This is a genomic window from Bacillus sp. NTK074B (genome assembly GCF_017303375.1).
In the GTDB taxonomy this organism is placed as follows: domain Bacteria; phylum Bacillota; class Bacilli; order Bacillales; family Bacillaceae_B; genus Rossellomorea.
The window spans coordinates 238,569-263,325 of the sequence record NZ_JAFKOH010000003.1 but is presented as its reverse complement, the minus strand read 5'-3'; the positions used below and the strand labels follow the sequence as shown (position 1 = coordinate 263,325).

23 protein-coding genes, 1 pseudogene and 1 other annotated feature (1 of these 25 running past the window's edge) are annotated in these 24,757 nt (G+C 45.2%); of the genes and pseudogenes, 22 read left to right on the top strand and 2 right to left on the bottom strand.

The features are described 5' to 3' along the window. Window positions 1-51, top strand: a binding site (T-box leader) (it extends 206 nt beyond the left edge of the window). Between the two features lie 50 nt (window positions 52-101). The 20 genes and pseudogenes from ileS (at window position 102) to nhaC (ending at window position 20,249) form a co-directional block, all read left to right on the top strand. Further along, on the top strand, window positions 102-3,194 hold the full coding sequence (ileS, locus tag JI667_RS07335) for an isoleucine--tRNA ligase (RefSeq protein ID WP_206851590.1): 3,093 nt from the start codon (window positions 102-104) through the stop codon (window positions 3,192-3,194). Window positions 3,195-3,305: 111 nt separating this feature from the next. Further along, window positions 3,306-3,989 (top strand): HAD family hydrolase, encoded by a 684-nt coding sequence (locus JI667_RS07330; RefSeq protein WP_244668234.1) that lies wholly within the window; start codon window positions 3,306-3,308, stop codon window positions 3,987-3,989. Between the two features lie 15 nt (window positions 3,990-4,004). Next, the gene (locus tag JI667_RS07325) at window positions 4,005-4,445 is read left to right on the top strand and encodes a GNAT family N-acetyltransferase (protein WP_244668233.1); all 441 of its coding nucleotides are present in this window, start codon (window positions 4,005-4,007) and stop codon (window positions 4,443-4,445) included. Between the two features lie 17 nt (window positions 4,446-4,462). Further along, window positions 4,463-5,140, top strand: a complete 678-nt coding sequence (locus JI667_RS07320; protein ID WP_206851587.1) for a CPBP family intramembrane glutamic endopeptidase — start codon at window positions 4,463-4,465, stop codon at window positions 5,138-5,140. A gap of 22 nt (window positions 5,141-5,162) precedes the next feature. Continuing rightward, window positions 5,163-5,534 (top strand): hypothetical protein, encoded by a 372-nt coding sequence (locus JI667_RS07315; RefSeq protein ID WP_206851585.1) that lies wholly within the window; start codon window positions 5,163-5,165, stop codon window positions 5,532-5,534. Between the two features lie 21 nt (window positions 5,535-5,555). Then, a complete protein-coding gene (locus JI667_RS07310; RefSeq protein WP_244668250.1) occupies window positions 5,556-5,852 on the top strand; it encodes a GNAT family N-acetyltransferase in 297 nt (98 codons plus the stop codon). Window positions 5,853-5,942: 90 nt separating this feature from the next. After that, window positions 5,943-6,758, top strand: coding sequence for a nucleotidyltransferase domain-containing protein (locus JI667_RS07305; protein WP_206851581.1), 816 nt, complete (start codon window positions 5,943-5,945; stop codon window positions 6,756-6,758). A 451-nt stretch (window positions 6,759-7,209) separates the two neighbouring features. Next, a complete protein-coding gene (locus JI667_RS07300; protein ID WP_206851578.1) occupies window positions 7,210-8,400 on the top strand; it encodes a sensor histidine kinase in 1,191 nt (396 codons plus the stop codon). Further along, window positions 8,400-9,056 carry a response regulator gene (locus tag JI667_RS07295; RefSeq protein WP_206851576.1) on the top strand — a complete coding sequence of 219 codons (657 nt, stop codon included), beginning with the start codon at window positions 8,400-8,402 and terminating at the stop codon, window positions 9,054-9,056. The genes JI667_RS07300 and JI667_RS07295 overlap by 1 nt, the downstream gene beginning before the upstream one ends. A gap of 147 nt (window positions 9,057-9,203) precedes the next feature. Next, window positions 9,204-10,136: an ABC transporter ATP-binding protein gene (locus JI667_RS07290; protein WP_206851573.1), complete on the top strand. Its 933-nt coding sequence runs from the start codon at window positions 9,204-9,206 to the stop codon at window positions 10,134-10,136. Window positions 10,137-10,148: 12 nt separating this feature from the next. Further along, complete coding sequence (locus JI667_RS07285) at window positions 10,149-11,363, top strand: ABC transporter permease (protein WP_206851571.1); 1,215 nt, start codon at window positions 10,149-10,151, stop codon at window positions 11,361-11,363. Window positions 11,364-11,376: 13 nt separating this feature from the next. Further along, window positions 11,377-12,534, top strand: coding sequence for an ABC transporter permease (locus JI667_RS07280; RefSeq protein WP_206851569.1), 1,158 nt, complete (start codon window positions 11,377-11,379; stop codon window positions 12,532-12,534). A 200-nt stretch (window positions 12,535-12,734) separates the two neighbouring features. After that, entirely contained in the window at window positions 12,735-13,070 is a 336-nt protein-coding gene (locus JI667_RS23145) for an alpha/beta fold hydrolase (protein WP_206851857.1), read from the top strand. After that, window positions 12,982-13,542: a hypothetical protein gene (locus JI667_RS07270; RefSeq protein WP_206851567.1), complete on the top strand. Its 561-nt coding sequence runs from the start codon at window positions 12,982-12,984 to the stop codon at window positions 13,540-13,542. Before JI667_RS23145 ends, JI667_RS07270 begins: the two co-directional genes overlap by 89 nt. 115 nt (window positions 13,543-13,657) lie before the next feature. Beyond that, a pseudogene (locus tag JI667_RS07265) lies at window positions 13,658-15,575 on the top strand (S9 family peptidase). After that, window positions 15,550-15,735, top strand: coding sequence for a hypothetical protein (locus JI667_RS07260; protein ID WP_206851564.1), 186 nt, complete (start codon window positions 15,550-15,552; stop codon window positions 15,733-15,735). Before JI667_RS07265 ends, JI667_RS07260 begins: the two are co-directional and overlap by 26 nt. A 60-nt stretch (window positions 15,736-15,795) precedes the next feature. Then, a complete protein-coding gene (locus JI667_RS07255) occupies window positions 15,796-16,323 on the top strand; it encodes an AAA family ATPase (RefSeq protein ID WP_206851561.1) in 528 nt (175 codons plus the stop codon). Window positions 16,324-16,351: 28 nt separating this feature from the next. Next, window positions 16,352-16,834: a peptide ABC transporter substrate-binding protein gene (locus JI667_RS07250; protein ID WP_206851560.1), complete on the top strand. Its 483-nt coding sequence runs from the start codon at window positions 16,352-16,354 to the stop codon at window positions 16,832-16,834. Window positions 16,835-17,606: 772 nt separating this feature from the next. Next, the gene (locus JI667_RS07245) at window positions 17,607-18,701 is read left to right on the top strand and encodes an amidohydrolase (RefSeq protein WP_206851558.1); all 1,095 of its coding nucleotides are present in this window, start codon (window positions 17,607-17,609) and stop codon (window positions 18,699-18,701) included. Window positions 18,702-18,830: 129 nt separating this feature from the next. After that, window positions 18,831-20,249, top strand: a complete 1,419-nt coding sequence (gene nhaC, locus JI667_RS07240; RefSeq protein ID WP_206851556.1) for a Na+/H+ antiporter NhaC — start codon at window positions 18,831-18,833, stop codon at window positions 20,247-20,249. Between the two features lie 5 nt (window positions 20,250-20,254). Here the strand turns inward: nhaC and JI667_RS07235 are convergent, their stop codons facing one another. After that, the gene (locus JI667_RS07235; RefSeq protein ID WP_206851554.1) at window positions 20,255-21,502 is read right to left on the bottom strand and encodes a transcriptional regulator; all 1,248 of its coding nucleotides are present in this window, start codon (window positions 21,500-21,502) and stop codon (window positions 20,255-20,257) included. 86 nt (window positions 21,503-21,588) lie between these two features. On the opposite strand from JI667_RS07235, the gene JI667_RS07230 reads away from it, so the two are divergent. Both JI667_RS07230 and JI667_RS07225 read left to right on the top strand, forming a co-directional pair. Next, window positions 21,589-22,698: a mandelate racemase/muconate lactonizing enzyme family protein gene (locus JI667_RS07230; RefSeq protein WP_206851552.1), complete on the top strand. Its 1,110-nt coding sequence runs from the start codon at window positions 21,589-21,591 to the stop codon at window positions 22,696-22,698. A 13-nt stretch (window positions 22,699-22,711) separates the two neighbouring features. Further along, on the top strand, window positions 22,712-23,446 hold the full coding sequence (locus JI667_RS07225) for a GNAT family N-acetyltransferase (protein WP_206851549.1): 735 nt from the start codon (window positions 22,712-22,714) through the stop codon (window positions 23,444-23,446). Between the two features lie 317 nt (window positions 23,447-23,763). Here JI667_RS07225 and JI667_RS07220 read toward each other — a convergent pair whose 3' ends face one another. Continuing rightward, window positions 23,764-24,690, bottom strand: coding sequence for a DMT family transporter (locus JI667_RS07220; protein ID WP_206851548.1), 927 nt, complete (start codon window positions 24,688-24,690; stop codon window positions 23,764-23,766). Between the last annotated feature and the right edge of the window lie 67 nt (window positions 24,691-24,757).

Genomic DNA, 24,757 nt, shown 5'->3' with positions numbered 1-24,757 from the left:
GTTTATGGATAGAATCAGGGTGGTATCGCGGGTTACAAACTCGTCCCTAACTTAGGTTAGGGGCGGGTTTTTTTTATTTGTATAAAAGAAGGTGTGATGACATGGAAAAGGTAAATGTAAACGAAAAGTCGGTCGAAAGAGAGAAGCGAATCCAGGATTATTGGAATTCGAATCATATTTTTGAAAAATCAGTGAGGAACCGTGAAGGGGAAAAGACATTCGTCTTCTATGAAGGCCCCCCGACGGCCAACGGTCTTCCACATGCCGGGCATGTCCTGGGACGTGTGATCAAAGATTTCGTCGCCAGGTATCAGACGATGAGGGGATATCAGGTGAAACGTAAGGCAGGGTGGGATACTCACGGCCTGCCTGTGGAACTCGGTGTCGAAAAGAAAATCGGCGTCTCCGGCAAGCAGGAAATCGAGGATTACGGTGTAGAGAAATTCATTGAGGAATGTAAGAAAAGTGTGTTCGATTATGAAAAGCAGTGGCGTACGTTTACTGAAGCCATCGGGTACTGGGTGGATATGGATGATCCGTATGTGACCCTTCAAAATGAGTATATCGAAAGTGTCTGGCACATCCTTTCAAACATCCATGAGAAAGGGTTGCTTTATCAAGGCCATCGGGTCGTCCCATACTGCCCGAGCTGCCAAACGTCCCTCAGCTCCCATGAGGTGGCACAAGGATATAAGGATGTAAAAGATCTGTCCGCGACGGCTAAATTCAAGGTGGAAGGAAAAGAGCAGGAATTTTTTCTCGGCTGGACGACGACACCATGGACGCTTCCTTCAAATGTAGCACTTGCCGTCCATGAAGACGTGGATTACGTGAAGGCGAGGCGTGGAGAAGAAACGTTTATCCTTGCGAAAAACCTTTTGAACGAGGTGTTGGGAGAAGACGTTGAAGTGGTCAGTGAGCATAAAGGTCGCGAATTTGTTGGCGTTTCATATCAACCGCCTTTCAATAATCTCAAGCTTACCCGCGGTCATGAAGTCATTTCTGCAGGATTTGTAACCGACGACAGCGGAACCGGGATCGTTCATCTTGCCCCGGCACACGGGGAAGATGATTACAATGCCATCAAAGAAAGTGGATTGGATTTCGTCAATATCGTCGATGAAAAAGGCTGTTACACCGGTGATTTCAAGCCTCTCCAAGGTGAATTCACCAAAGACAGCGATGTGAAGATCATCAAGATGCTGGCAGACAGCAACCTTCTTTTTTCCAAAGAAAAGTATGAGCACAGCTATCCGCATTGCTGGCGATGTGATTCACCGCTCATCTATTACGCCATGGAAGGCTGGTTCATCAAGACAACCGCTATAAAAGACACGATCATCAAGAATAACCAATCCGTCGAGTGGTATCCGGATCATATGAAAGAAGGCCGCTTTGGGAAGTTCCTCGAAAATATGGTCGATTGGAACCTGGGCAGGAACCGCTATTGGGGAACACCCCTAAACGTCTGGGTTTGCGGGAATTGTGACCATCAATTCGTCCCGGGAAGCGTTGCAGAGCTGAAAGAACATGCGAAAAGCGGCTGGAGAGAAGGTCTCGAGCTTCATAAACCGTATGTCGATGAAGTGATCGTGGAATGTCCATCCTGCTCCCATGAGATGAAGAGGACGAAAGAAGTGATCGATGTCTGGTTCGACAGCGGTTCAATGCCGTTTGCCCAGTATCACTATCCATTCGAGAATGAAGAGTTATTCCAGCAACAATTCCCGGCGGATGTGATCGCAGAAGGCGTGGACCAGACGAGGGGATGGTTCTACAGTTTGTTGACGGTTTCGTCACTCTTCACGGGGAAAGCGCCGTATAAGCGTGTCTTATCACTTGGCCATATCCTCGATGAAGACGGACGGAAAATGTCCAAGAGTAAAGGGAATGTCATGAATCCAATGGAACTCGTCGATAAGTTTGGCGCTGATGCGCTCAGATGGGCCTTGCTCGCAGACAGTGCTCCATGGAACAATAAACGGTTCTCGGAAAACGTCGTCAGTCAGGCGAAGTCGAAGCTTGTGGACACACTGAATAACGTGCATTCCTTTTACACCCTGTATGCGGTGATTGATGGATTCAATCCTGAAAAGCATGAAGCGGGTACTCCTTCCCTGCTTGATCAGTGGATGGTATCACGATTGAATACGGTCATCACAAATGTAACGGAGCATTTAGATGGGTATGACTTTACGGCAGGAGCGAGAGAGTTAACCGTCCTGGTTGATCAAGTGAGTAACTGGTATATCCGCCGGTCACGTGAACGCTTCTGGAGCGAAGGGCTGGATGAAGATAAACTGGCGGCGTACCATACGTTACATCGAGTATTGGTCAGTGTGGGTAGGTTGCTGGCACCGTTCACCCCATTCATCGCAGAAGATATTCATATGAACTTAACGGGTGAAAGCGTGCATCTGGCCGATTTTCCTAAAGCTCAACAAGGTGAGATCAACCCAGCCCTTGAATTGGAAATGGACCATGTGCTACAAGTCGTCGAGCTTGCAAGGTCCGCCCGGAATATGACAAGCATCAAAACGAAGCAGCCCCTTTCAGCACTTACGGTAGTTGGTTCAAAACAAGATACAGAATGGCTTCAGAAGTATGAATACATCATTAAAGATGAAATCAATGTGAAGAACGTTCAATTGCAGGACAACGCGGGAGATTCCGTTCAATATGAACTGAAGCTGAATTTCCCGACTGCCGGTCCGAAACTCGGGAAGCTCGTTGGAGTCGCTCAGAAGCATTTACAAACGTTATCTTCTGAAGAGGCGAACAAGGTTGTAGAACAAGGCTATGTTGAATTTGAGTCTCCTAACGGGGAGAAAGTTTCAGTTGAGATGGATGACTTGATCGTTCAACAAAAGACCCATCAAGGACTGGAAATGGCTTCAAACTCTCAATTCAGTGTGTTCCTGGATACAACGATCACAGAGGATCTGCGGAAAGAAGGGAAGGCCCGTGAGCTGGTTCGCGCCGTCCAGCAGTACCGGAAAGAGTTGAATCTGCCGGTGGAACAGCGCGTGCATCTGGTGTTGGATCTGGATGATTCGATGAAAGAGGTTGTGGAGCAATTTGAAGATTTACTGCAGGGCAGTCTCTTAATCAAGAGCATGGCGTTTGAGAAAAGAGAAAGTATGAAGACAGTCGATTTGGATGGAGACCGATTAGGGATCTTTGTAGGAGTGTAATGCAACGAAGGGCTTACCCAAAACCAGGGTGAGCCCTTTTTTAAGGAAGATTTTTCTTGAGTAACTGGATATAATTTGAAATAATTGGTAGTAAGAAGGGTGTGATTAGGTATGAAGAATTACAAAGCTATGCTATTTGATTTAGACGATACTTTACTCGATCGAAATCAGGCAGTGGATAACATATTTCATATCATGTTGAAAGAGTGTTATGGGAATGTAGAGGATATGTTGAAAACGGAGATGCTGCGTAAGTTCAAGGAGTATGATAATACAGGTTATGGTGTCAGTGATAAAACAACTGTATTTGACTCGTTTTTTGATGAATTCCCACCGATATACCGGTTGCCGGAGCCTCAAGAATTCTGGAATCAACAATTTCCTCAGTGTTTTTCGATCAGTGAGCATACCGTTAATCTGGTGAAGAGGATCCAGGAGCATATGAAAGTGGCCATCATCACAAACGGCACCGTACATAGACAAAAAGCAAAGATCATGAATTCCGGTTTACATGAATGTTTTGATGTTATCTTGATTTCCGAAGAAGTCGGATTGGAGAAACCGGATCCACGCATATTCCAACTGGCTCTGAATAAGCTTCAAGTCCGGCCTGAAGACGCATTATTCGTTGGGGATAATCTGGAGCTGGATGTGGGTGGGCCACAATGTGCTGGTCTCAAGGGTATATGGTTCAATCCAAGTGGAATGGAAAACGATTCTGATATAAAGCCAGATGAAGAGATTCAGTCGCTGGATGAACTGTTACATTATCTTACTCCTAAACAATTCACTTGATGAGGAGGGAACGCCTTGCGTATTCATTATTATCAGTTTCGCTCGTTACCCGAAGACCATACCATGAATGGAATGGGGACATTACATGGATCTATATTTGAAACTTCGAACGATTTGATCACCGAAATGGCCAATAAGCCTGAGATATTAATAGATATAGCGATGGACGATTCCAGAGTCATTGGATATAAAATAGGCTACCAACTGGACACCCACACCTTTTATAGCTGGTTGGGCGGCGTGGATCCGAACTACCGAAAACAGGGCATCGCTGCAGAGTTAATGAAACAGCAGCATCAAACGTTGAAGGAACTTGGGTTTAAGGTGGTGCAAACCAAAACCATGAATAAATGGCGAAGCATGCTGATCCTCAATATCAAGAATGGTTTTGATGTCATCGATACGTATACGAATGAGAAAGGCTTACATAAGATCATTCTGGAAAAAAAGTTATAGCAGAGCGGAGTGGGTTTATGCAAAATAGCTTGTCCACAAATGAACCACTCAATGTGAAGGAAGCAGGATCGGCCATTCGGTTTAAAACTCTATGTATCTATTTGATTCTATTGGCGGTCCCCGGTTTCTTCATAAATAAACTGCATCTTGAGGGTCCTGTATATGAAGGAGTCAAAGGTTTTATATGGTTTACGTATTTTATGGTTGTGACCCTGTCCTACAAGGAAATCAGAACCTTTATCTCTCCACTGTTGAACGTCAAAGCATTCAAGAAGCCGCGAACGTGGTTGTGGATTTTTCTCACCTTTATCATCCCTTATGCCTTATTGCACCTTTGTCTTTATTTTGAAGTGGTCCTCGACAAATACTATATTTTCTACTTCAACAACCATATGCTTCATGCAGGCAGCTGGAGACAGACGATTGACGTGGCAATCCTTACGCCGATTTCTGAAGAAATTGTATTCAGGGGTATTTTGTTGACGCTCCTATTAAGGATCATAAAACCGTTTTGGGCCATCACCATAACGTCCCTTTTGTTTGGACTCGTCCACCCTTCGGAAATTTGGGTATTCACTGTATTGGCTGGCTTCCTTTTAACGTTGACGACTTATAAAACCAAATCCATTCTTCCCGCGATGGTGGCTCATTCACTCTGGAATTTATATATGTTGCAGCTGTTTCTTTATTTTTAGATGACAGGAGGGTAGCGAATAGATGAAAAAAATATGTAGTGTACTTGGGGCCATCCTGCTAGTCGCCATACCTGGACCTAATGGAAAGAGCGTGATATCTTCAAATGAATACAATGTCTATGAATGGAGTAAAAATGATATGACAAACATAAAATGCGAAAACATGACAGATGAAATTATTCAAGACTATCAACAAGAGGGATTTGAGTTGGTCTTCCAGGAATATGTGATGGAACACTCCTTGACCGGCATCCCTCAGATCGAGACATCTTTAGGTTTGACTTTCAAGAGCTGGTCATCATCATTGGAAGAGCCGTTTTATGACATTTATCACGCATCATTCAAGGATCGTCCTGGTTTTCCGGGATGGCCGATGGAAAAATGGGTAGAGTAGACATCTGGAGACTCTGACTTTCTGCCTGACAAGTCTTATATCGTGACAGTCAATGATCAGGCAGTGGGGTTTATTACAGCCGCTCGGGACACAGGGAAGACAGGATTTATCATTCAAGTGGGTGTGATTCCGGAATGGCGCGGGAAGGGGATCGGTGCTGTTTTGACTGCTAAATGCTTAGAAGAACTCCGACAAGATGGGATGAAACCCGTCGGCCTGCACGTGAATCAAAACAACCCAGGGGCCATCAAACTATATGAACGGTTAGGATTCGAGATTGTCCGAAGAAGAGGCACATTCGAACGATCAGAAAAATGACTGAATGGCCTATTCGGCATGACATGACATGAAAGGATACGCTTTTTTAAGAGGGCTAGAATCTTAATGTACAAAAGGAGGTATCCCCTCATGAAAGATCACATCCTCGGCATACTCAAACAAATCGAAATCGATCACAACGTCAAAATGTTATTCGCCTGCGAATCAGGCAGCAGGGCATGGGGCTTTCCCTCTAAGGACAGTGACTATGACGTCCGCTTCATTTATATCCACAAACCTGACTGGTATTTATCCATCGATCAAAAAAGGGATGTGATCGAAATTCCTGCGAGGGATTCCGTCGCGATCCCGATTGACCCGCTATTGGATATGAAGGGGTGGGAGCTGTCGAAGGCACTGAGATTACTAAGGAAATCAAACCCGTCAATCATCGAATGGCTTACATCAACGATTGTGTATTGCCAACCCTACTCTGTTGTTGATCGAATAAAGGAAATGGACCAGAATCTATTTTCACCGGTCTCCAGTCTGTACCATTATGTTAAGATGGCGAAGAGGAATTTTCGAGATCATGAAGAAGGCGGGATCAAGAAATATCTGAATGTGCTTCGTCCCTTGCTGGCTGCCAAGTGGATCGAGAAATATCATTTAATCCCGCCGATTCAATTTCAGAAGCTGGTTGAAGAGCTGTTGCCGGCAGGTGAGGTGAAAGAATCAGTCGCAATGCTGTTAAAACAGAAGGTAGCCGGGGAGGAAATGAACTTAGCGCCAAGGCTCAGTAGTATAAATGAATATGTTTCTGAACAAATCCAACATGTAGAAGCGTATGGGAAGGCGCTTAAGATAGATCGTCCTGACCCAACGGAGGAACTGGACATATTGTTTAGAAATGCGTTGAGAGAGGTTTGGTACGAAGAGTTGGCGGAGTTTGTTGGTGATTCGTGATGATTGTCGTGGGATAATAATGAACCGTTTGTTGAAAAAATAAAAGAAAATAGGGTTAAAGTGAATCTAGATACGTATGAGCAAAGAGTTTCAACACGATGATAGGCTTGAAGCTCTTTTTTAATCGGCTTTGTATCTTCGGAAGAGGACGGATGGAAATAATTGCGTCATTTTCGAGCATGATTGCGTCATTTTTTAAAATATTTGCGTCATTTTCCCGTTAATTGCGTCGTTTTTTTATTTATTGCGTATTTTTCCAATTGGTACCATTTATACACGTCCCATGGCTACTAAATTCTCCTCTTCCCCTTGTCATGAACGTCACATCATATTTCCCGATAAGGAATAACCATTATTTCATTCCCACTACCCAATTTCACCCTTCCAAATCATCAAACTGCGTTATAATGGAAATATATTCTACACCCATATCCAAGATAGGGATGATCCCATGAAATTCACATTTTTAAATATTCTCCGCCTGGTCATGTTCACCATGATCAGTTACATCTATTATTCATCTGTCGATACTCCTTCAACGGCTCAAATCATCTATGTAATCATTGCGGGAATCGGATTCATACTGAATCATTTTCTGCTCGTAACCATCCGGAATCAAAGCTATTATCCTCTTGCCCTTGATTTCATCCTGATTACAGGCTTTGTATTTTTATACCCTGGATCGTCTCTTTACTTGATTCTGTTCGGGATCAATGCAGTGACATTGTTCTTATCGGCAAAGGATAACCGGATTCTATGGGGATTCAGCTTAGCTTTTTTCATTATTTGGGCAGGAGCCATGTACTATACATATCTAGTAACAGACGCGTTCTCTCTCTTGGAGAATCTCATCAATTTCAGCTTGATCGTATTCGAAGCAGTCGTTGGACGTCTCATACATAAATTGTTTCATGCACGGGACAAAATCGAAACCCAGTACGGGGAACTGCAGGAAACGCATACAGCTTTAACCGCGGCTCACGAGCAGCTGCATCTTTACTCAAAGCAGGTGGAGGAGCTGACGCTGATCCGTGAACGAAACCGGATTTCCGGGGAAATCCATGATACGGTCGGCCATAAGATGACGGCGCTGCTCGTTCAGCTTCAGGTAGCGAAAGAGCTGATGGAATCCCGCCCGGACATGAGCAAAGAGAAAATCGAACTCTGTGAGGGTCTGGCGAGGGAAACACTCCAGGAAATCCGCCTGTCGGTGAGAACCTTGAAGGATCATGACCAGCCGAAGTCATTCGTCACCACGATACGAAAGCTACTGGAAGATTATCAGGTGATGACGGGTCTCGTCGCAAGCTTTACAGTCAAGGGGGATGTGACCACCATCCCGATCTCCATCCAGCTTGATCTGACCCGGGTCATACAGGAATCGATCACCAATGCAGTCCGGCACGGAGAGGCGAAGGAATGCAGGGTCATGCTCGAAGTCACGGAATCCAGGGTGGAAATCAGTATTCAGGATAACGGACAAGGAGCGGCGGATATCCACCCGGGATTTGGCTTGAAGCATATGCGGGACAGAATCCACGAACATGGAGGGACCACCGTATTTGAAAGCATGAAAGAAGGGTTCCGTGTAAAGGCAACGGTGCCGTTAATAGAAATGAAATGGCAAATGGGGGAATCATAATGGTCAGAATTTTAATCGTCGATGATCAGGAATTAATGAGGGACGGACTTGCCACAATCTTGGACCTGAGACAGGAAATCGAGGTGGCGGGGGTTGCGTCAAACGGAAAGGAAGCGTTCGAGAAAGCCGGGGAGCTCCGGCCGGACATCGTTTTGATGGATATCCGCATGCCAATCGCGAGCGGAGTGGAAGGGACAAAGCTCATTACAACCGCCTATCCCGACATTAAGGTGCTCATGCTCACGACTTTCAACGACAGTGAGCTCATCTTTGAAGCGCTGGAAGAAGGGGCGAGCGGATATTTACTGAAAGATATGCCGACGGATGCCATCGTTCAGGCAATCATGACGGTTCAATCAGGCGGCATGGTCCTGCCGAAAGAGCTGACTTCGGATATCGTAAAGGAAATGAGACGAAATCAGCCCGCAGAACAGATCAACACAGTTCCTGAAATCGTGAAGGACTTGACGGAACGGGAGCTTGAGGTCCTGAATAAACTTGGGCTTGGATTGAACAACAAAGAGATTGCGGAAGAACTGTATATATCAGAAGGCACGGTGAAGAATCATGTTTCCAACCTTATCAGTAAGCTCGAGTTGAGGGACCGCACCCAGGCGGCGATCTTCGCCGTCCGTTACCATATTACGCATTATTGACCCATGACTTTTAGCATAGTACTCCTGTGAAATACAGCGATCAAAGCTGTATTTTTTTATGTTCAAATTCTATCGCTGGAGGGATTTGGAAAGAGTGGATCCACGCTATACTTTACGTACAGTCAAAGAAAAAAAGGGTGTGGAGATATGTTAGAGGTGAAAGAGCTGAAGAAAAGCTATGGAAATAAAGAGGTCGTGAAGAACGTGTCCTTTACGATCGAAAAGGGGGAGTCGTTCGGACTGCTGGGCCCGAACGGAGCGGGAAAATCGACGACGATCTCGATGATTTGCGGACTTGTGCCGTACGATCATGGGGAAGTACTGGTGGCGAGTCAATCGGTGAAACAATTTCCGGTGCTGATTAAAAAGAAAATCGGAGTGGTTCCTCAGGAGATTGCCCTTTACCCAACCATGTCCGCGAGAGATAATCTTTTATTCTGGGGAAAAATGTACGGACTGACAGGAGCCCACGCAAAGAAACGGGTAGAGGAAGTACTTGATATCGTTGGATTGAAGGACCGGGGAAAAGACCGGATTGAAACTTTCTCAGGGGGAATGAAGAGGAGGATCAACATCGGAGCCGCCCTCATGCACGAACCGGAGCTGTTGATCATGGATGAGCCTACGGTGGGAATCGATCCCCAGTCGCGCAATCATATTCTGGAGACGGTCAAAGCCCTTAATGAAAAAGGCATGACCATCATTTACACGAGCCACTACATGGAGGAAGTCGAGTTCCTTTGTAACCGCGTCGGCATCATGGACCACGGGGAAGTGATTGCTCTTGGGACGAAGTCGGAGCTGTGCAGCCGACTTGCGGGCAGCAGTTACATCCAGTTGAAGGTGGAAAGCTTATCAGATCAGGCGATGGACGTTTTGAAGAAAACGGCAAATGACCAAATGACCTTCCTACAAGAAAACGGCATCATCGAAGTGTTTGCCCCGAATCCCCAGGAAGCCGTCGCATCCATCATCACATCCTCCGTTCAAGCTGGATTGAAGATCGAATCCGTAGAAATCAAAGAATCGAATCTTGAGACGCTTTTCCTGCAGTTGACAGGACGAACGTTACGAGATTAGGAGGAGAAAGAGATGAGCATGTTCACCATTGCATGGAAAGATATCAAGATCCGCCTCAAGGATCGCAAGTCCTTTATCACGCTATTACTCATGCCGATTATCCTGACAGCCATTCTTGGATCGGCTTTAAGCGGGGTGTTCAGTGAAAATGGCTCACTTCCTGACCTGACTGCAGGAGTCGTCGCAACCTCACAGGATGAGCTGACAGACCAATTCCTCCACGACACTCTGCAGGGAAAAGAATTGAAGGAAAGCATCACCGTTAAGAATTTTAAAACGGAAGCTGACTTACGAAACGCCATCGAGGATGGGAAGGTGGATGCCGGCCTTGTCTTCCCTGACCGCTGGGGAGAAGGGTTATTAGATGGGGAGTTCGAACAGGTCAAAATGCTCAAAGACCCCGGCAAAGATCTTCAGTTCTCCATCCTGTCCACCATCACTGAATCTTTCACTAATCGGGTGACGACCGTATCGGCAGCCACTCGGGCCGTAGGGAAGGAACTGACCTCTGCCGTGCTGGTTTCCAACCAAAATCTCGACCTTGCGGGTACCATGAAGGATCTTTCAGGAAAATTAACTGCGGTGGCCGATTCAAACGAAAACGGGGTCGTCTCTGAAAAAGACGGTAAGAAGCCTCTTACGGGCATGCAGTACTACGCAGCCGCCATGGGTGCCATGTTTATCCTGTTCAATACGACCATGGGAGCCAAAACGATCATTCAGGAACGGAACACAGACACATTGGCGAGACTCATGATCAGTCCCATCCGCCACTCATCCATCATAGGAGGGAAGTTCCTTGGGACCCTTTCATTCACCGTCCTCCAGTTCACGGTGTTCGTCATCACCACCCACTTTTTATTCGGGGTGAACTGGGGCAGTAACGTATCGCAACTCGTACTGCTTGGCATCGCTTATTCCATTTCGGTTTCAGGTCTTGCGATGATGCTTGCCGGTTTCATGACCGAAGAAAAGACAGTGGATTCCATCGGTGGAATCGGCGTTCAGGTTCTCGCACTCCTCGGAGGTTCGATGATCCCATTGGCCTCGTTTCCAGAGGCGATGCAGCAACTCGCTGGCATCGCGCCGAATAAATGGGCCCTTGGCGGCTTACTTGACATCATGAACGGAACATCGTGGGATACCATCACCCTGCCAGTCTCAATACTTGTACTGGTAGGCCTTGCCTCATTATGGATCGGTTCACTGAGATTAAAGCTTAGATAAGGAGAGGAATCGAATGAGGAAAATCATCAGCACCGCCCGTTTTGAGATTAAACGACTCTTTCAAAAGCGCCGGACACTGCTGCATTTGTTCGGAATGCCTTTATTATTCACCTTCATCTTCGGGGGTGCCGTAACCGGAAATGGGGAGTATAAGCCTGAGATACTAGTGGTCGATGGGGACCAGTCGGATTTGTTACAGCAATGGATCAACGACATGAAAGCATCTGACGCTTTCACTTTCAAAAAGGGAAGTGCAAAGTCCGTTGCAGAACAATTTGACAACCAGGAAATAACGGGGTACATCTCTTTGGTAAAAGGGTTTGAAGATAAATTACAAAGCGAGGAAACACCCGAAATCGTCTTTGTTTCCTCGCCTTCCTTCGAAGGGGCAGCCCTAGTCGAACAACTCATCAATGACAGCATGACAAAACTGAAGGTCAGCACGGCGGCCGCAGGATTTTTCCAAGATACGACTGGAGAGAATCCAACCGCCATCCAGGAGAAAATTTCAGACGAACTAAAATCGGTGCCGGCAGCGTTTGAAACCGTCTCGGTCACCAAGAATGAGAATCTCCAAACGATGAACAATCTAACCGCACGTTCTGCAGGTTTCACGATCATGTTCGTTATGATCGCCATGCTATCGAGCACAGGAATCTTACTCGAAGCACGACAAACCGGCGTCTGGTATAGGATGATGTCCACACCTGCGACCAAATTGGAATTACTATGTGGATATATGCTGGCCTTCTTTCTCATCGGCTGGATTCAGTTCGGTATCTTAATGACACTGTCACAGAAAATCTTTCACATTGAATGGGGTAACCCGTTCGCCAACATGATTCTCGTTTCCAGCCTGCTTCTCTGCACGATCGGACTTGGCCTCTTCATCGCCGGTTTCGTTAAAACATCCGAACAGCAATCGGTCTTCGGAAATCTGATCATCATCTCCACCTGCATGCTGGCCGGCGTCTACTGGCCGGTTGAAATCATGCCGGACGCCATCCAAAATGTCGCAACATTCCTTCCGCAGTATTGGGGGATGGAAGGGTTTGCTGAGTTGACGGTGCGAGGTGGAGGGATTGCGGATATCGCTGCACCGGTCGGGATTCTGCTTGGGTTTGCGGTTGTGTTTTTAGTGGTTGGTTTGAGGAGGGTGAGGTTTGAGTAGAGTATGAATGGGATTTTAATATTCCCGTTAGACTTTCGTGATTGTGGCGACAGTCTATTCTTTTTTTAATCATCCAATATATACGAATATGGTAAAATATAACTTATAAGAAAAGAGGTGCCACTATGAAAGAAATGTTCCTTTCAATCAATCACTACCGAGTACGAGGTCATGTCTGGTGAGAAAACCATTCGCCGACTATCATTTGTCTACACGGATTAGGAAACACAAGTTTAAGTTTCATAGAGATAGCTGAAGAATTAAAAGAGGAGTTTGAGATCATTTCAATCGATCTTCCCGGACATGGGAAGAGTGATAAATTTGAAACCGATGCAGAATATGAAATGGAGAATATAACCACTTGGCTGTATGAGATTCTTATGAAAATGAATGTAGGGAGATTTTACTTTCTGGCGCACTCATATGGTGCATATAGCACTCCATTTCATGAAAAAGTATGGAGATGTTGTCATCAAAACGTCGCTGCTCGATGGAGGCTATACGACGAAGGATCATTTTTATCAAATAGTAGATGAACTCTCATCAAAACCAGATTGGAAATGGCCGAACATTAACAGTGTAGATAAAGAGATTCAATACACGGCAGAATCCTTTGACTCATTTGAATATCCAAGCTATGAAGCTTTTTATACGAAAGAAGCTACATCATACAGCGATTGGAATCTACATAAAGAGACGGCTTCCAAGGATTATGTGAAAGAAGTGGATGGAAAAGTGAAGCTCATTGTGGATGCTGAAGTTGCGGGGGCAGTCATCAAGTCTATGGCCTTTTCGCCGATTAACGAAATTTATAGTCAATTGGGGGATAATATTTTGTTACTGGTGGCGACCTTACCCCAAGAATTTACGATTATTAATGACAGATTATTAGAAGATGTGAAAAGTCATTCCAATATGGGAGTCAGGTGGGTAGAGGATGCTACTCATATGATGCATTGGGATCAAACGGAAGTGGTTGTGAAGGAAATCAGGAACTACTTTAAATAGTTAGGGAGTCGGTCGCCGATTTGGCTAACCTTACGTGAGCATCCATTCAAGCAGGGATTGATGCACTTTTTGTTGAAGTTAAAGTCAATACCAATAATGATTAAGGAGTTTATGAATGAATAGCCATATAGAAAAATATTTAAGCATAGAAGAACTACTCTCACTACCAACCTTTTCAGACACCACCATAAGCGAAGACGGTCAAAACATAGCCTTCGTCAAACAAACAGCGGACTGGAAAGCCAATACATATCAACACCATATATGGATCTATGAAAAAAGGAAGGATCCATGTTTCCGTATCGACGAAGGGGCGTCCCCATCATGGTCTCCGGATTCCAGACAACTTGCTTACCTTCATTCAGTTAATAAAAAAAATCAGATATATGTAAAGTCATTAGATGGCTCTCCCGCAGTTCAAATGACGGATGAAGGAGAGGGGATAACCCACTTCAAATGGTCTCCAAATGGGCAGGGTTTTTATTACCTTGCACAGTCCAAAGAATCGGAGGAAAACAAGACGCGCAGGGAAAGCTATGGAGATTTCCATCGCGTAGGCAGGGATTATCAGAATCACTGTCTGTATTACATTGAAATCAATGACTCCAGCAGAAAAGCACAACCACTAACGGATGGTCAGGAGTTTCATATACTTGAATATGATCTTTCAAAGGATGGAAAAAAGTGGTTTTACTGACTTCTCCAAGTCCAAACTTGGAAGAAATATATAATAGAAGTCTATCCATACTCGATATAGAAACAGGCGAGCTGCAAAAGTTGAATATCGATAGGTTGCTAGGAGGGAGCGTCTGCTTTTCTTCCGAAGGCAGCCAAATCTGTTACACAGCAAGTATTAGGGAAAAGGATCACTACAAGAACCATATTCAGGACAATACGCTGGAAATCTATGATTTGAAAACGGGGGAGTTCACCCGACCTCTGTCCAATATGGATAGTTCCGTTATTCCGGTACGGTGGACGTCTAAAGGGATACTCATTACGTGGCAGGATCAAACGAACTATTGTATCGGATTGGTAACCGAAAATGGCGTTGCTGTTGAAAATGAAGACGGTTTTGTAAAGGATGCCTCAATCACAGGGGATGGAAATCATCTTACCTATTGTAAGGCAAAACCAAATGAAACCTTCGAAATCTATGTAAATGACCAGAAAATCACAGATGAAAATCACTTTTTCAAAGGTAAGCGTCAAAGTCACAGGGAAGTCATCTCATGGAAAAGCAGCGATGATCTTGATATCGAAGGGGTCTTAACTACTCCCGCAGATTTTGATCCACATAAAGAATACCCATTATTGTTATTCATCCATGGCGGGCCGGGGTGGGCATCCTTCCCCATCCATTCAGGGTGCTTTAATGAAAAATATCCTGTGGAGCCTTTTATTGAAAAAGGTTTTATCGTGTTGGAAACTAACTACAGAGGAAGTTCAGGATATGGCAATGAATTTTTAAAGGCAAACTACCGAAACTTTGGGCTCGGTGACTACGAGGATGTGATATCCGGGGTGGATGCACTCGTTGAAAAGGGTATCGCTGATAAGGAACGAGTAGGGGTGATGGGATGGAGTCAGGGAGGATTTATTTCAGCCTTCTGCTCGATCTATAGTGATCGTTTTAAAGCGGCATCCGTCGGGGGAGCGATTACGAATTGGAGAAATCATTACGTGAATACCGATATACCATACTTTATCCGGATGCATTTAGGAGATACGCCTTGGAATGACCCTGAGGTGTATGCAAAGACTTCGCCCACGAAGTATATCCAATCAGCCTGTACTCCTACTTTGATTCAGCATGGCGACATGGATGCACGGGTCCCCATTTCCAATGCTTATGAGCTTTACCAAGGGTTAAAGGATATGGACGTGGAGACAGAATTCACTATTTTTAAAGGCATGGCCTACAGTCCTGACCAGCCTGGGATGAATGTCGCGATTATGAGAATTTGATGTGGTTTTCACATTATATACTTGGAGAAAGCGGTCGATATGATGACACAGGCTCAATTCGTTGAGGAATTAGTTGGCAGTCTTACGAAGAAAGATATTACGTTTCATGATTGCCTGCTTGAAGATAAACCGGAGACTTTTCATTTTGGGTTGAAGAGCATTCGGAAAAGTCTTCCGGAGCGTTTGTTGAAGACGAATAGGGGATTGATAAGGGATTTGGTTTAGTCAGGAATTGTTGATGGCATATCATCATTTTCATCTTCCTCAAAAAATGGGGGCGTCCATATGTTCGATAAGTTTAATTTCGATCTGATTTACTGTGAAAAAAATGATGTAACCCCTTTGGTGGTCATGATGTGTGGTGTTGCTGGTTCTGGCAAAACCACTTTTTCTAAAATATTGGAGCAGGAAGGCTTTGTCCGTCTTTCGATTGATGAAGAAATATGGACCACCAATGGCCGCTGGGGGATTGATTTCCCAATGGAAAAGATTGATGAATACAAACAAGATGCAGAAGAAAAGTTGCGAAATCAATTGATCAAGTTCATACAAGATAAACAACAGGTCGTGATTGACTTTAGTTTTTGGGACCGTGTAAGAAGGAACCGCTATAAAAAACTGATCGAGGATTCCGGAGGCAAATGGAAACTGATTTATTTAAACGTTCACCACGATGACCTTCGTAAACGACTTACAATACGTAACCAGCGTTTTGATGCAAACTCCTTCCCTATTTCAGAAGAGCTTTTAACATCATATCTGAAGGGTTTCGAGATTCCCAAAGGTGAAGGGGAGATCATAATAAATAACTAATATGGTAAGAACAGAAAGAGGGATTTAGTTGAAAACGCGATTGTTCCCACTATTATTGATCTTTACCATTCTACTCACTGCGTGTAACGCTGGAGAAAATCCCAAGGACCACCTGGGTGAAATATACACCATTGCACTGGATGCTCTCATGGAAGAGGATAAAGCCTTGAACAGTGATATGACATTCATTTCCATTGATATGAGTGATCTTGATGGCGTGGACGAGGAACAGAAAAAAACAATATTACGCCATTTCAAGGATCAATATAAGGTGGAGGTCATGGATTCCACGATGGATGATCTGGAGAAAAAAGGCTATTACAACCCCGAAAAAATGGGGCTGGAGGGTGTACTTCTTCGAATTGAAAAGGTGGATGTTAAATCCAAAGATGTATCACTTGAAGGCTCTAAATTTAAGTCAGGAAAAGGAGCAATTGGAATGAGGCTTGCAGTTGACTATGAAAATGGAGAATGGCAATTGACAGAACGGAATATAAAATGGAAAAGCTAAGGAATGTATCAGTATAAAGTTATTTTGAAGCATTTTAATATGTTTTTCTATGGGGTGTCTTATGGAACTTCTAGCTTTTTTCCTTTTTATTTTACTTATAAACTATTTTGTTATGAAAACAAATCAGATTTCAATTTGTGTTATTTCCATAGTTGTTCTACCGTTAATTCCTTCAATAGGGTTCGTTTGGTTGGCGATTGTAAATAATGATTACGGCTTTTGGCTCCAATTCCTTGAAACTGGCTCATTTATTCTTTCATTGATGTCGCTTCCAGCAATATTGTTATTGATATTTTATTTTGTTTCTATCTATAGTTTGGCCACCACCTTTTTAATAATTGAGTATTTTGTGGTGAGGAGATTAAAAAGAAGGGCCGTTCACTTTAGTAAGTGAACCTTTCCTTTTCTCATTCGTATATTTGGTAATTGGTATAGTGAAGAGCTAACGTAGGTTTTCTACCTTAATGTAAGAGGTAAGTGGTATCAGGCACCAGGCCTCTTGAGTAAATGACTCCTATAGTGGCTAATCCTTGAATGAAAAAGGATTATTGCCAGGGATTTGTACTGTTTGAAGTAATAAGCTTTTCACTTAGTTTATATAAAAATGAGAGGGAAACGTTCTGTGAATCGCCATAGGACGTTTATTATGTGTGTGATCGACTGCAGGAAAAAGCACCGAGGTGGCGATGTACTTTTATATGACTATATGAAGGAAGGATTTCCCCTTCCCTTCTCAGAATACATAGTGAAAAGGAATGAAAGGAGAATAAATATGAATGTTGAGAAACAGATATTAGAATGGTTCACTTCTTTCCACGCTCACCCGGAAGTGAGCTGGAAGGAAGTTGAAACGACGAATAAAATTGCAGGGATCCTTGATGATCTGAATGTGAGCTACAGGAGATTTTCTGATGTGACAGGGTTGATCGCTGAAATAGGTGAAGGAGATGAAGTCACGGCTGTGCGAGCGGACATCGATGCTCTGTGGCAAGAGGTGGACGGGGTGATGAAGGCGAATCATTCCTGTGGTCATGATGCCAATATGTCGATGGTTCTGGGATCGCTTCTTTATTGCCTTCAGGATCCTCCAAAGGATAAGCGGATCCGTTTCATTTTTCAACCTGCAGAGGAGAAGGGGAATGGATCGCTGACGATGATTGAGAAAGGGGCACTGGAAGACGTCCGCTATTTATTCGGGGTTCATTTGCGACCGAAGGAAGAGTTGGATCATGGGTTCTTTTCGCCTTCAGTCCATCATGGGGCAGGCATTTACATGGAAGGGAAAATAAGAGGGATTGACGCCCATGGCGCGAGACCTCATCAGGGGAAGAATAGCATCGATGTGCTGATGGCCATTCATACCTTTTTAAAAACAATCTATTTGTCTCCATTTGAGCCGTATTCTGCCAAACTGACAAAGCTCGCTGCAGGAGGGGAGAATCTGAACATCATTCCTGGAAATGCAGAGTTTGCGATCGATGTACGTGCCCAGAAGAATGAGGTGATGGAAGAGATACAGCGCCGTCTAAACGATGGGGTCGATGGCATCGCCAAGCTGTACGGAGTCACGATTGAGTATGAATGGACAGACTATACACCTGGAGCGGAAGTGTCGGAAGAGGCTGAGAGCATCACGAGGGAAGCGATTCGATCCATCGCCGGTGAAGAAGCATTGGCTCCTCCGGTCATGACTTCGGGCAGTGATGATTTTCATTTCTACACAATCAAGCACCCGGAAGTGAAGGCGGCGATGATCGGGGTCGGTGCGGATTTGACTCCCGGGCTGCATCATCCGGACATGACATTTAATGTTTCAGCGCTGAATCAAGCTGCAAAAATACTAGCGGAGACGTTAAAAAAGGCATAACTCTAATTGTAAACGGTACCAAAAACGGATTGACGACTCCAGATTCTGCCCTTATGATACTCATATAACGACTATTTAGCGACAATTATAAATAGTCAAAAAACAAAGGGATTTCAAGGGGGAATTTGGATGAAGAAAGAAATGTCTTTTTGGCTGGCAATCATACCATTGCTTGTCATGATCACCGTAATGGCCATTACAATTGTCGTGTTGGAGCAGGGGCCGCACATTCCTCTCATCATCGGGACGGTCACGGCTGCACTTGTCGCCTGGTTTGCGGGGTTCAAGTGGAAGGATATAGAGGAAGCGATGTATAAGGGGATTCGTCTTGCACTACCTGCCGTCGTCATCATCATGCTGGTGGGTTTGACGATCGGTGCTTGGATCGGCGGGGGAGTCGTGGCGACGATGATCTATTATGGTCTGAAGATGATCACACCTTCGCTTTTCCTTTTATCGATCGCTGTCATCTGTGCAGTTGTGTCGCTTGCGATCGGGAGTTCCTGGTCAACAATGGGGACCATCGGCGTTGCGGGCATGGGAATCGGCATTAGTATGGGGATTCCGGCTCCGATGATTGCGGGTGCCATTATCTCCGGGGCTTATTTCGGTGATAAGATGTCGCCGCTGTCAGATACAACGAACCTGGCTTCGGGACTGACCAATACGGATCTTTTTGTACATATCCGACATATGCTTTACACAACGATACCGGGCTTTGTGATTGCCCTCGCTGTATATGCTTATTTAGGAAGGAACTTTGGAAAAAGCGGGGTCAATACGGAGGACATTGAAAAAACAATCGGGGTTCTGCAGGACAGCTTTGTCGTTTCCCCATTTTTACTGATTGTACCACTGCTTGTCATTGTGCTTGTTGCGCGGAAGGTTCCGGCCATACCGGCTTTGATCGTGGGGATCATTCTTGGATTTGGAGCACAGGTATTCATTCAGCATGATTCGTTTGCGGATGCTGTTTCGGCTCTTCAAAGCGGATATGTGATCGAGACGGGAAATACGATGGTGGATGATCTGTTTTCCCGTGGAGGTCTCGATTCCATGATGTACACGGTCTCGATGACGATCGTAGCGATGACCTTCGGAGGGATTTTGGAACACACAGGTATGCTTCGTGCCATCGTCAACCAGATCCTTAAGGTGACAAAAACAGCGAAAGGCTTGGTGGCTTCCACTGTGGTCTCTTGTTTTGCCACAAATGCATCATGCTCTGAACAGTATATCTCGGTCGTGGTGCCTTCAAGGATGTATGCGAATGCCTATAAGGAAAAAGGGCTGCACTCAAAGAATCTGTCCCGTGCCCTTGAGGATGGGGGGACGTTGACATCCGTCTTCATCCCATGGAATACATGCGGGGTCTTTATTTTAGGTACGCTCGGCGTCCATGCATTTGATTATGCGCCATATGCGGTGTTGAATTTCGTCGTGCCGATCATTTCCATCATCTATGCCTTCACGGGCTTCAGCATCACGAAGCTGAGTGAAACCGAGATGAAGGCAATGGAGCAGGAGGATGCCACACTTTCCTCCTGATCCGCTCAATAGATGGGGAAGGTCAGTTCATAAATGGCGCGGGGCCTTCCCTGTGCATACGTCATTTCTTCTCCGATGATCTTGGCCGAACCGTTGTCGACCAGTTTTTTCAATATCCGTTCCGTGGAGCGCCGGGTGATTTGCATGTAGTCAGAAAGCTCTGCCGCCGTAAAATCACGGGATGAACGGGATTTGTAGAATTGAATGATTTTGGATAAGTTAGACGGACTTAATTTTAATTGTTTGGCAAGAGACAGCATTTCGGGAGTATCATTTTTCAGATGCTGTTTCTTGCTTTTATCAGGGTAAGGTCCTGACAACTCTTTTTCCTCATTCAGAATAAAGGCGCAGCCTTCATCAACCTTTTTGGCAAATGACAACGCGGTCTGTGCGTTTGCCTCTGCCTCCGCTGCCGTATGACCGTATCCGAAGCCTGCAAGAATAGGGTGTTCAAGGAAGTCGGTGCTGTCCATGAAATGTTCGATGCTCCCCCTATTGCTGTAAATCGTGAAGGAAGCATCGTCCTCATTTTTTTGGAGTGTTCCCTTCATCAAGCGGGCGAGCTCATGAAGACGTTCATGTTCACCATCCCATTCTTGAATGGAAAGACGGGCGGCGGCAATCGTGGCTGCTTTTCGTTTCGAAAGAAGGGATTGGGAATGAGCTTCTTCGATGGCCCGTATCAGCGACTTGGCAGGGTCGATCATTCTCATGCAAGGGATGTGCATCTCGACAAGCCGGTCATAAACCGCATGGATGCTCGTTAATACCAATTCCGTTTTGCCTTCTTGAAATAACTGCCGGTGGAAGTCTGTATAGTCGTTGATGTGAAAGTTGTGGGGGAGGTGCTCTTTATAATCCATCACATATCGGGGCGGATTCTTGAGGTGTAAGTCTGACTGGGCGTGATCGATGAGAGAACGATCCATTAAATCGATGGACACGCGATCTGGTTCAATCTCATGATGGTGCAGGATATAAAGCAGTGATGTCACAAGGGCCGTTTCATCCTGTTCCAGGTAAAGGACCGGGACAGATAGAGTGCGGCAGGCTTGTTCTGAAAAAAAGTAAGGCAGTGCACCGGAAAACAAAACGGCATCACAAGGTGTGAGGTCTTTCATAAGCATGCTTGCTTCCTGGGGTTCATCGTAAATATAGGGGACCAGTTCGATATTGTAAAGATTCGGTGCCACGGACGTCTGGACGTGTTCCATGAATTCTTTCGACCCAATCAGGGCGATTTTCGTTTTCATGACAATCTCCTTTCTGAATTAACGACTATATAACGACATTATACCAAGAGGAGATAAAATTTGTTAGTTTAAGGAGCGTTTAACATATGATCATAAAAAAAATTAACCTGTATGCGATCCGATTACCACTGAAACAGCCATTTATCATCAGTTACCATACCTATGATGATATGCCTTCTATCATTTTGGAAATGGAGACGGACGAAGGAATCATTGGATATGGTGAAGCGGTGGCTGATGAACATGTGACGGGTGAAACGTGGGAAAGTACATTTCAAGTGCTGCAGCATACCCTCGCCCCGAAACTGATCGGGGAGAATCCGTTTCATATTGAACGAATCCATGAGCTGATGGATCAAGCCATTTACAATGCCCCGACAGCAAAGGCGGCCATCGATATCGCTTGCTATGATGCTATTGGAAAAAAAGTGAATCAACCCGTTTATCAGCTCCTCGGCGGCCGTTATCATGACGAATTCCAGATTACCCATGTCCTCAGCATAACAGAGCCGGATACGATGGCAGACGAAGCAGCTAGTATGATCGAGAAAGGTTTTCAATCCTTTAAAATGAAGGTTGGAACCGATATCGACCTGGATATTGAACGAATCCGGAAGGTGAGGGAACGTGTCGGGTTGGACGTGCCGATCCGGGTGGATGTGAATCAGGGCTGGAAGAACAGCAGTCAGACGATGAAGGCCCTGCGGCATCTCCAAGATCTGAACATCGATTGGCTGGAGCAGCCCGTTTTGGCAGATGATATAGATGGGATGGCCCGGATCAAATCGAGGACGGATATCCCCCTCATGATCGATGAAGGGCTGAAAGGCGTACGTGACATGCGTGAGATCATCGGGAAGCAGGCAGCGGATAAAGTGAATATCAAATTGATGAAAAGCGGAGGAATCTACCCGGCCGTGAAGCTTGCCCACATGGCTGAGATGGCAGGGATGGAATGCCAGGTTGGTTCGATGGTCGAGTCATCGATCGCGTCAGCAGCCGGATTCCATGTGGCTTTTTCCAAAAAGGCTATCACTAGTGTAGAATTGACGGGTCCGATTAAATTTTCAAAGGACATCGGAGACCTGCATTATGACGTCCCCTATATCCGACTGTCTGAAAAAGCGGGCCTCGGTGTTAACGTAGATAAAGTTATATTGGAAGAGTTGACGGAGTTTAAAAGTATCGTAGAGTAAGGAGCATGGGATCATGGATCATCTATTTGAAGGGTTTCTTGACAATGAATCATACACTGTCCGTTTGTTAAGTAAAGAAGATATAAGTCAAGTACAGCAGCTGCAGGAGCTTGTCGTGGAGACATTGACGGAAAAGAAGAATCTCCAGCCCCTGACGTATGAGGAATTGGACTATATATTAACTGGAAACGGGCTGATGATCGGGGCTTTTACAGCGAAGGGATTAATCGCATTCCGCGCCTTGTTGATCCCCCCGATCGATGAAGAGCATCTGGGGTTGGATGTTGGACTCGAGGCAGAGGAACTGCCAAGGGTCATCTATCAGGAAATCTCAAATGTACACCCGGATTACAGGGGAAACCGCCTTCAGCAAACACTGGCTCATTTGATCATGCAGGAGCAGGTGAAGCTGGATCAAGGGTTCACCTATGTGGCGTGCACCGTCGCTCCCTTTAATATTCCCAGTTTAAAAGATAAGTTCAAGCAGGGAATGGAGATTGCTGCCCTTAAGATCAAGTACGTCGATCAATTGCGTTATGTGTTCATTAAGCGTCTTGATGGAGAGGATCGAGAGGGAGAGATCTCAGAGATTGCCAGAGTTCCGATGGGGGATGTCGAGGGTCAGCAGGCTTTATTGCAAGAAGGCTGGCGCGGCATTTCGATGGAGGAGGAAGATGATGGCGGGTATAGGGTGTTGTATGTGAGAAGGCAGTCAGTGACCTCTATTAAAATAGCTGAATTGCAGTGAAGGCAGATGAATTCATCCTTCCTTTTGAGTGTCCTCTGATTCATAAGCGGAGTTTCTCCGGTTATCCTGCAAAATAGGGCTAGGTTCGGGGGAAATAAGCGGAGTTTTTCCGTTTAAGGCAAGGGAGGATGGTTCATTTTAAAGCTTTTGGAGTAAATAGGCGGAATATTTCCGGCTATTACTCGATATTTCGCGCAGAATTCCTCCATAAGCGGAATATTTCCGCTTATGTTGGTGGTATATTTTTATAAGACTTATTGTGTATGTAGAAATCGCTGAAAAAATGCTTGGAGCATCTCTCTCCAAGCATTTTTTCTTTATAAAGTCTTCACAGGTTCATTGGACAGGATGCCTGATGGAACTTCCTTGAACATACGAGGTTTTGTCTTCAATAACGAAAACAACACACAACCCGCCAAAACAATCATACTCCCAACAGCCTGAAGCCCATTCATCTTTTCTCCCAAAAAGACAAACGCCAACAAAGCCGTGAAGACGGGATTAAAGTTCAAGAACAACCCCGACGTACTTGGCCCCAGCTTATTCACTCCCACATTCCAAAGCACCATGCAAACCACCGTGGAGATCACACCGGTATACAAAATTGATTGCACGAATGAAGCATCGACATTGGTCACACGGAAATCATGAAGATTGAAAGGCAGCAGGATAAGAAGTCCGAATATCCCTGAGTAAAGAATCGACATCATCGGTGTGACGCTCTTCATCGCCCATTTGCTGCAAACGGAATAGAAGCCCCACATCACAACGGCAGCGAGCATGTATAGATCTCCTTCGTTGAATCGCAGGGAAGAGATCATCTCCATTTTCCCTTTGGACAGGACAAGCAACACGCCAAAGAGGGACATGAACATGGAGGCAAGTTGAAAGGCGTTCATCTTTTCCTTCAGAAAAAGAAAAGAGATTCCGGCAATCGAAAACATATTTAACGTGGAAATCAGGCCAACATTCGTGGCAGAGGTTTTCTCAAGTGCCATGAATTGAAGTGCCTGAAAGAGGGCAACCCCTGTCAGCCCCATCAAACATAATGGGAGAATCGATCGTACAGGTGGAACGAGCTTCTTTTCCTTCCACCAGACCATCGGAAACAGGCAAACGATGGCGATGGCCCATCTTAATATCGTCAACGTTCCCGGGGATGCATGCTCCACAAGGGTTTTCCCTACAATGAAATTGCCTCCCCAGAGAAGACTGGTCAGTAACAATAGATAATGATATTTCACGTCATTTTAGCCCCTTTTCACAGAGCCACTGTGCACAATGACATTTACTATAAGAATAATTTTAACA

Excerpts from the sequence above, each read along its gene's own strand:
- ileS (WP_206851590.1), top strand. The coding sequence starts at position 102 with ATGGAAAAGGTAAATGTAAACGAAAAGTCGGTCGAAAGAGAGAAGCGA.
- JI667_RS07330 (WP_244668234.1), top strand. The coding sequence starts at position 3,306 with ATGAAGAATTACAAAGCTATGCTATTTGATTTAGACGATACTTTACTC.
- JI667_RS07320 (WP_206851587.1), top strand. The coding sequence starts at position 4,463 with ATGCAAAATAGCTTGTCCACAAATGAACCACTCAATGTGAAGGAAGCA.
- JI667_RS07315 (WP_206851585.1), top strand. The coding sequence starts at position 5,163 with ATGAAAAAAATATGTAGTGTACTTGGGGCCATCCTGCTAGTCGCCATA.
- JI667_RS07305 (WP_206851581.1), top strand. The coding sequence starts at position 5,943 with ATGAAAGATCACATCCTCGGCATACTCAAACAAATCGAAATCGATCAC.
- JI667_RS07300 (WP_206851578.1), top strand. The coding sequence starts at position 7,210 with ATGAAATTCACATTTTTAAATATTCTCCGCCTGGTCATGTTCACCATG.
- JI667_RS07295 (WP_206851576.1), top strand. The coding sequence starts at position 8,400 with ATGGTCAGAATTTTAATCGTCGATGATCAGGAATTAATGAGGGACGGA.
- JI667_RS07290 (WP_206851573.1), top strand. The coding sequence starts at position 9,204 with ATGTTAGAGGTGAAAGAGCTGAAGAAAAGCTATGGAAATAAAGAGGTC.
- JI667_RS07285 (WP_206851571.1), top strand. The coding sequence starts at position 10,149 with ATGAGCATGTTCACCATTGCATGGAAAGATATCAAGATCCGCCTCAAG.
- JI667_RS07280 (WP_206851569.1), top strand. The coding sequence starts at position 11,377 with ATGAGGAAAATCATCAGCACCGCCCGTTTTGAGATTAAACGACTCTTT.
- JI667_RS07270 (WP_206851567.1), top strand. The coding sequence starts at position 12,982 with ATGAAAAAGTATGGAGATGTTGTCATCAAAACGTCGCTGCTCGATGGA.
- JI667_RS07260 (WP_206851564.1), top strand. The coding sequence starts at position 15,550 with ATGATGACACAGGCTCAATTCGTTGAGGAATTAGTTGGCAGTCTTACG.
- JI667_RS07255 (WP_206851561.1), top strand. The coding sequence starts at position 15,796 with ATGTTCGATAAGTTTAATTTCGATCTGATTTACTGTGAAAAAAATGAT.
- JI667_RS07245 (WP_206851558.1), top strand. The coding sequence starts at position 17,607 with ATGAATGTTGAGAAACAGATATTAGAATGGTTCACTTCTTTCCACGCT.
- nhaC (WP_206851556.1), top strand. The coding sequence starts at position 18,831 with ATGAAGAAAGAAATGTCTTTTTGGCTGGCAATCATACCATTGCTTGTC.
- JI667_RS07235 (WP_206851554.1), bottom strand. The coding sequence starts at position 21,502 with ATGAAAACGAAAATCGCCCTGATTGGGTCGAAAGAATTCATGGAACAC.
- JI667_RS07230 (WP_206851552.1), top strand. The coding sequence starts at position 21,589 with ATGATCATAAAAAAAATTAACCTGTATGCGATCCGATTACCACTGAAA.
- JI667_RS07225 (WP_206851549.1), top strand. The coding sequence starts at position 22,712 with ATGGATCATCTATTTGAAGGGTTTCTTGACAATGAATCATACACTGTC.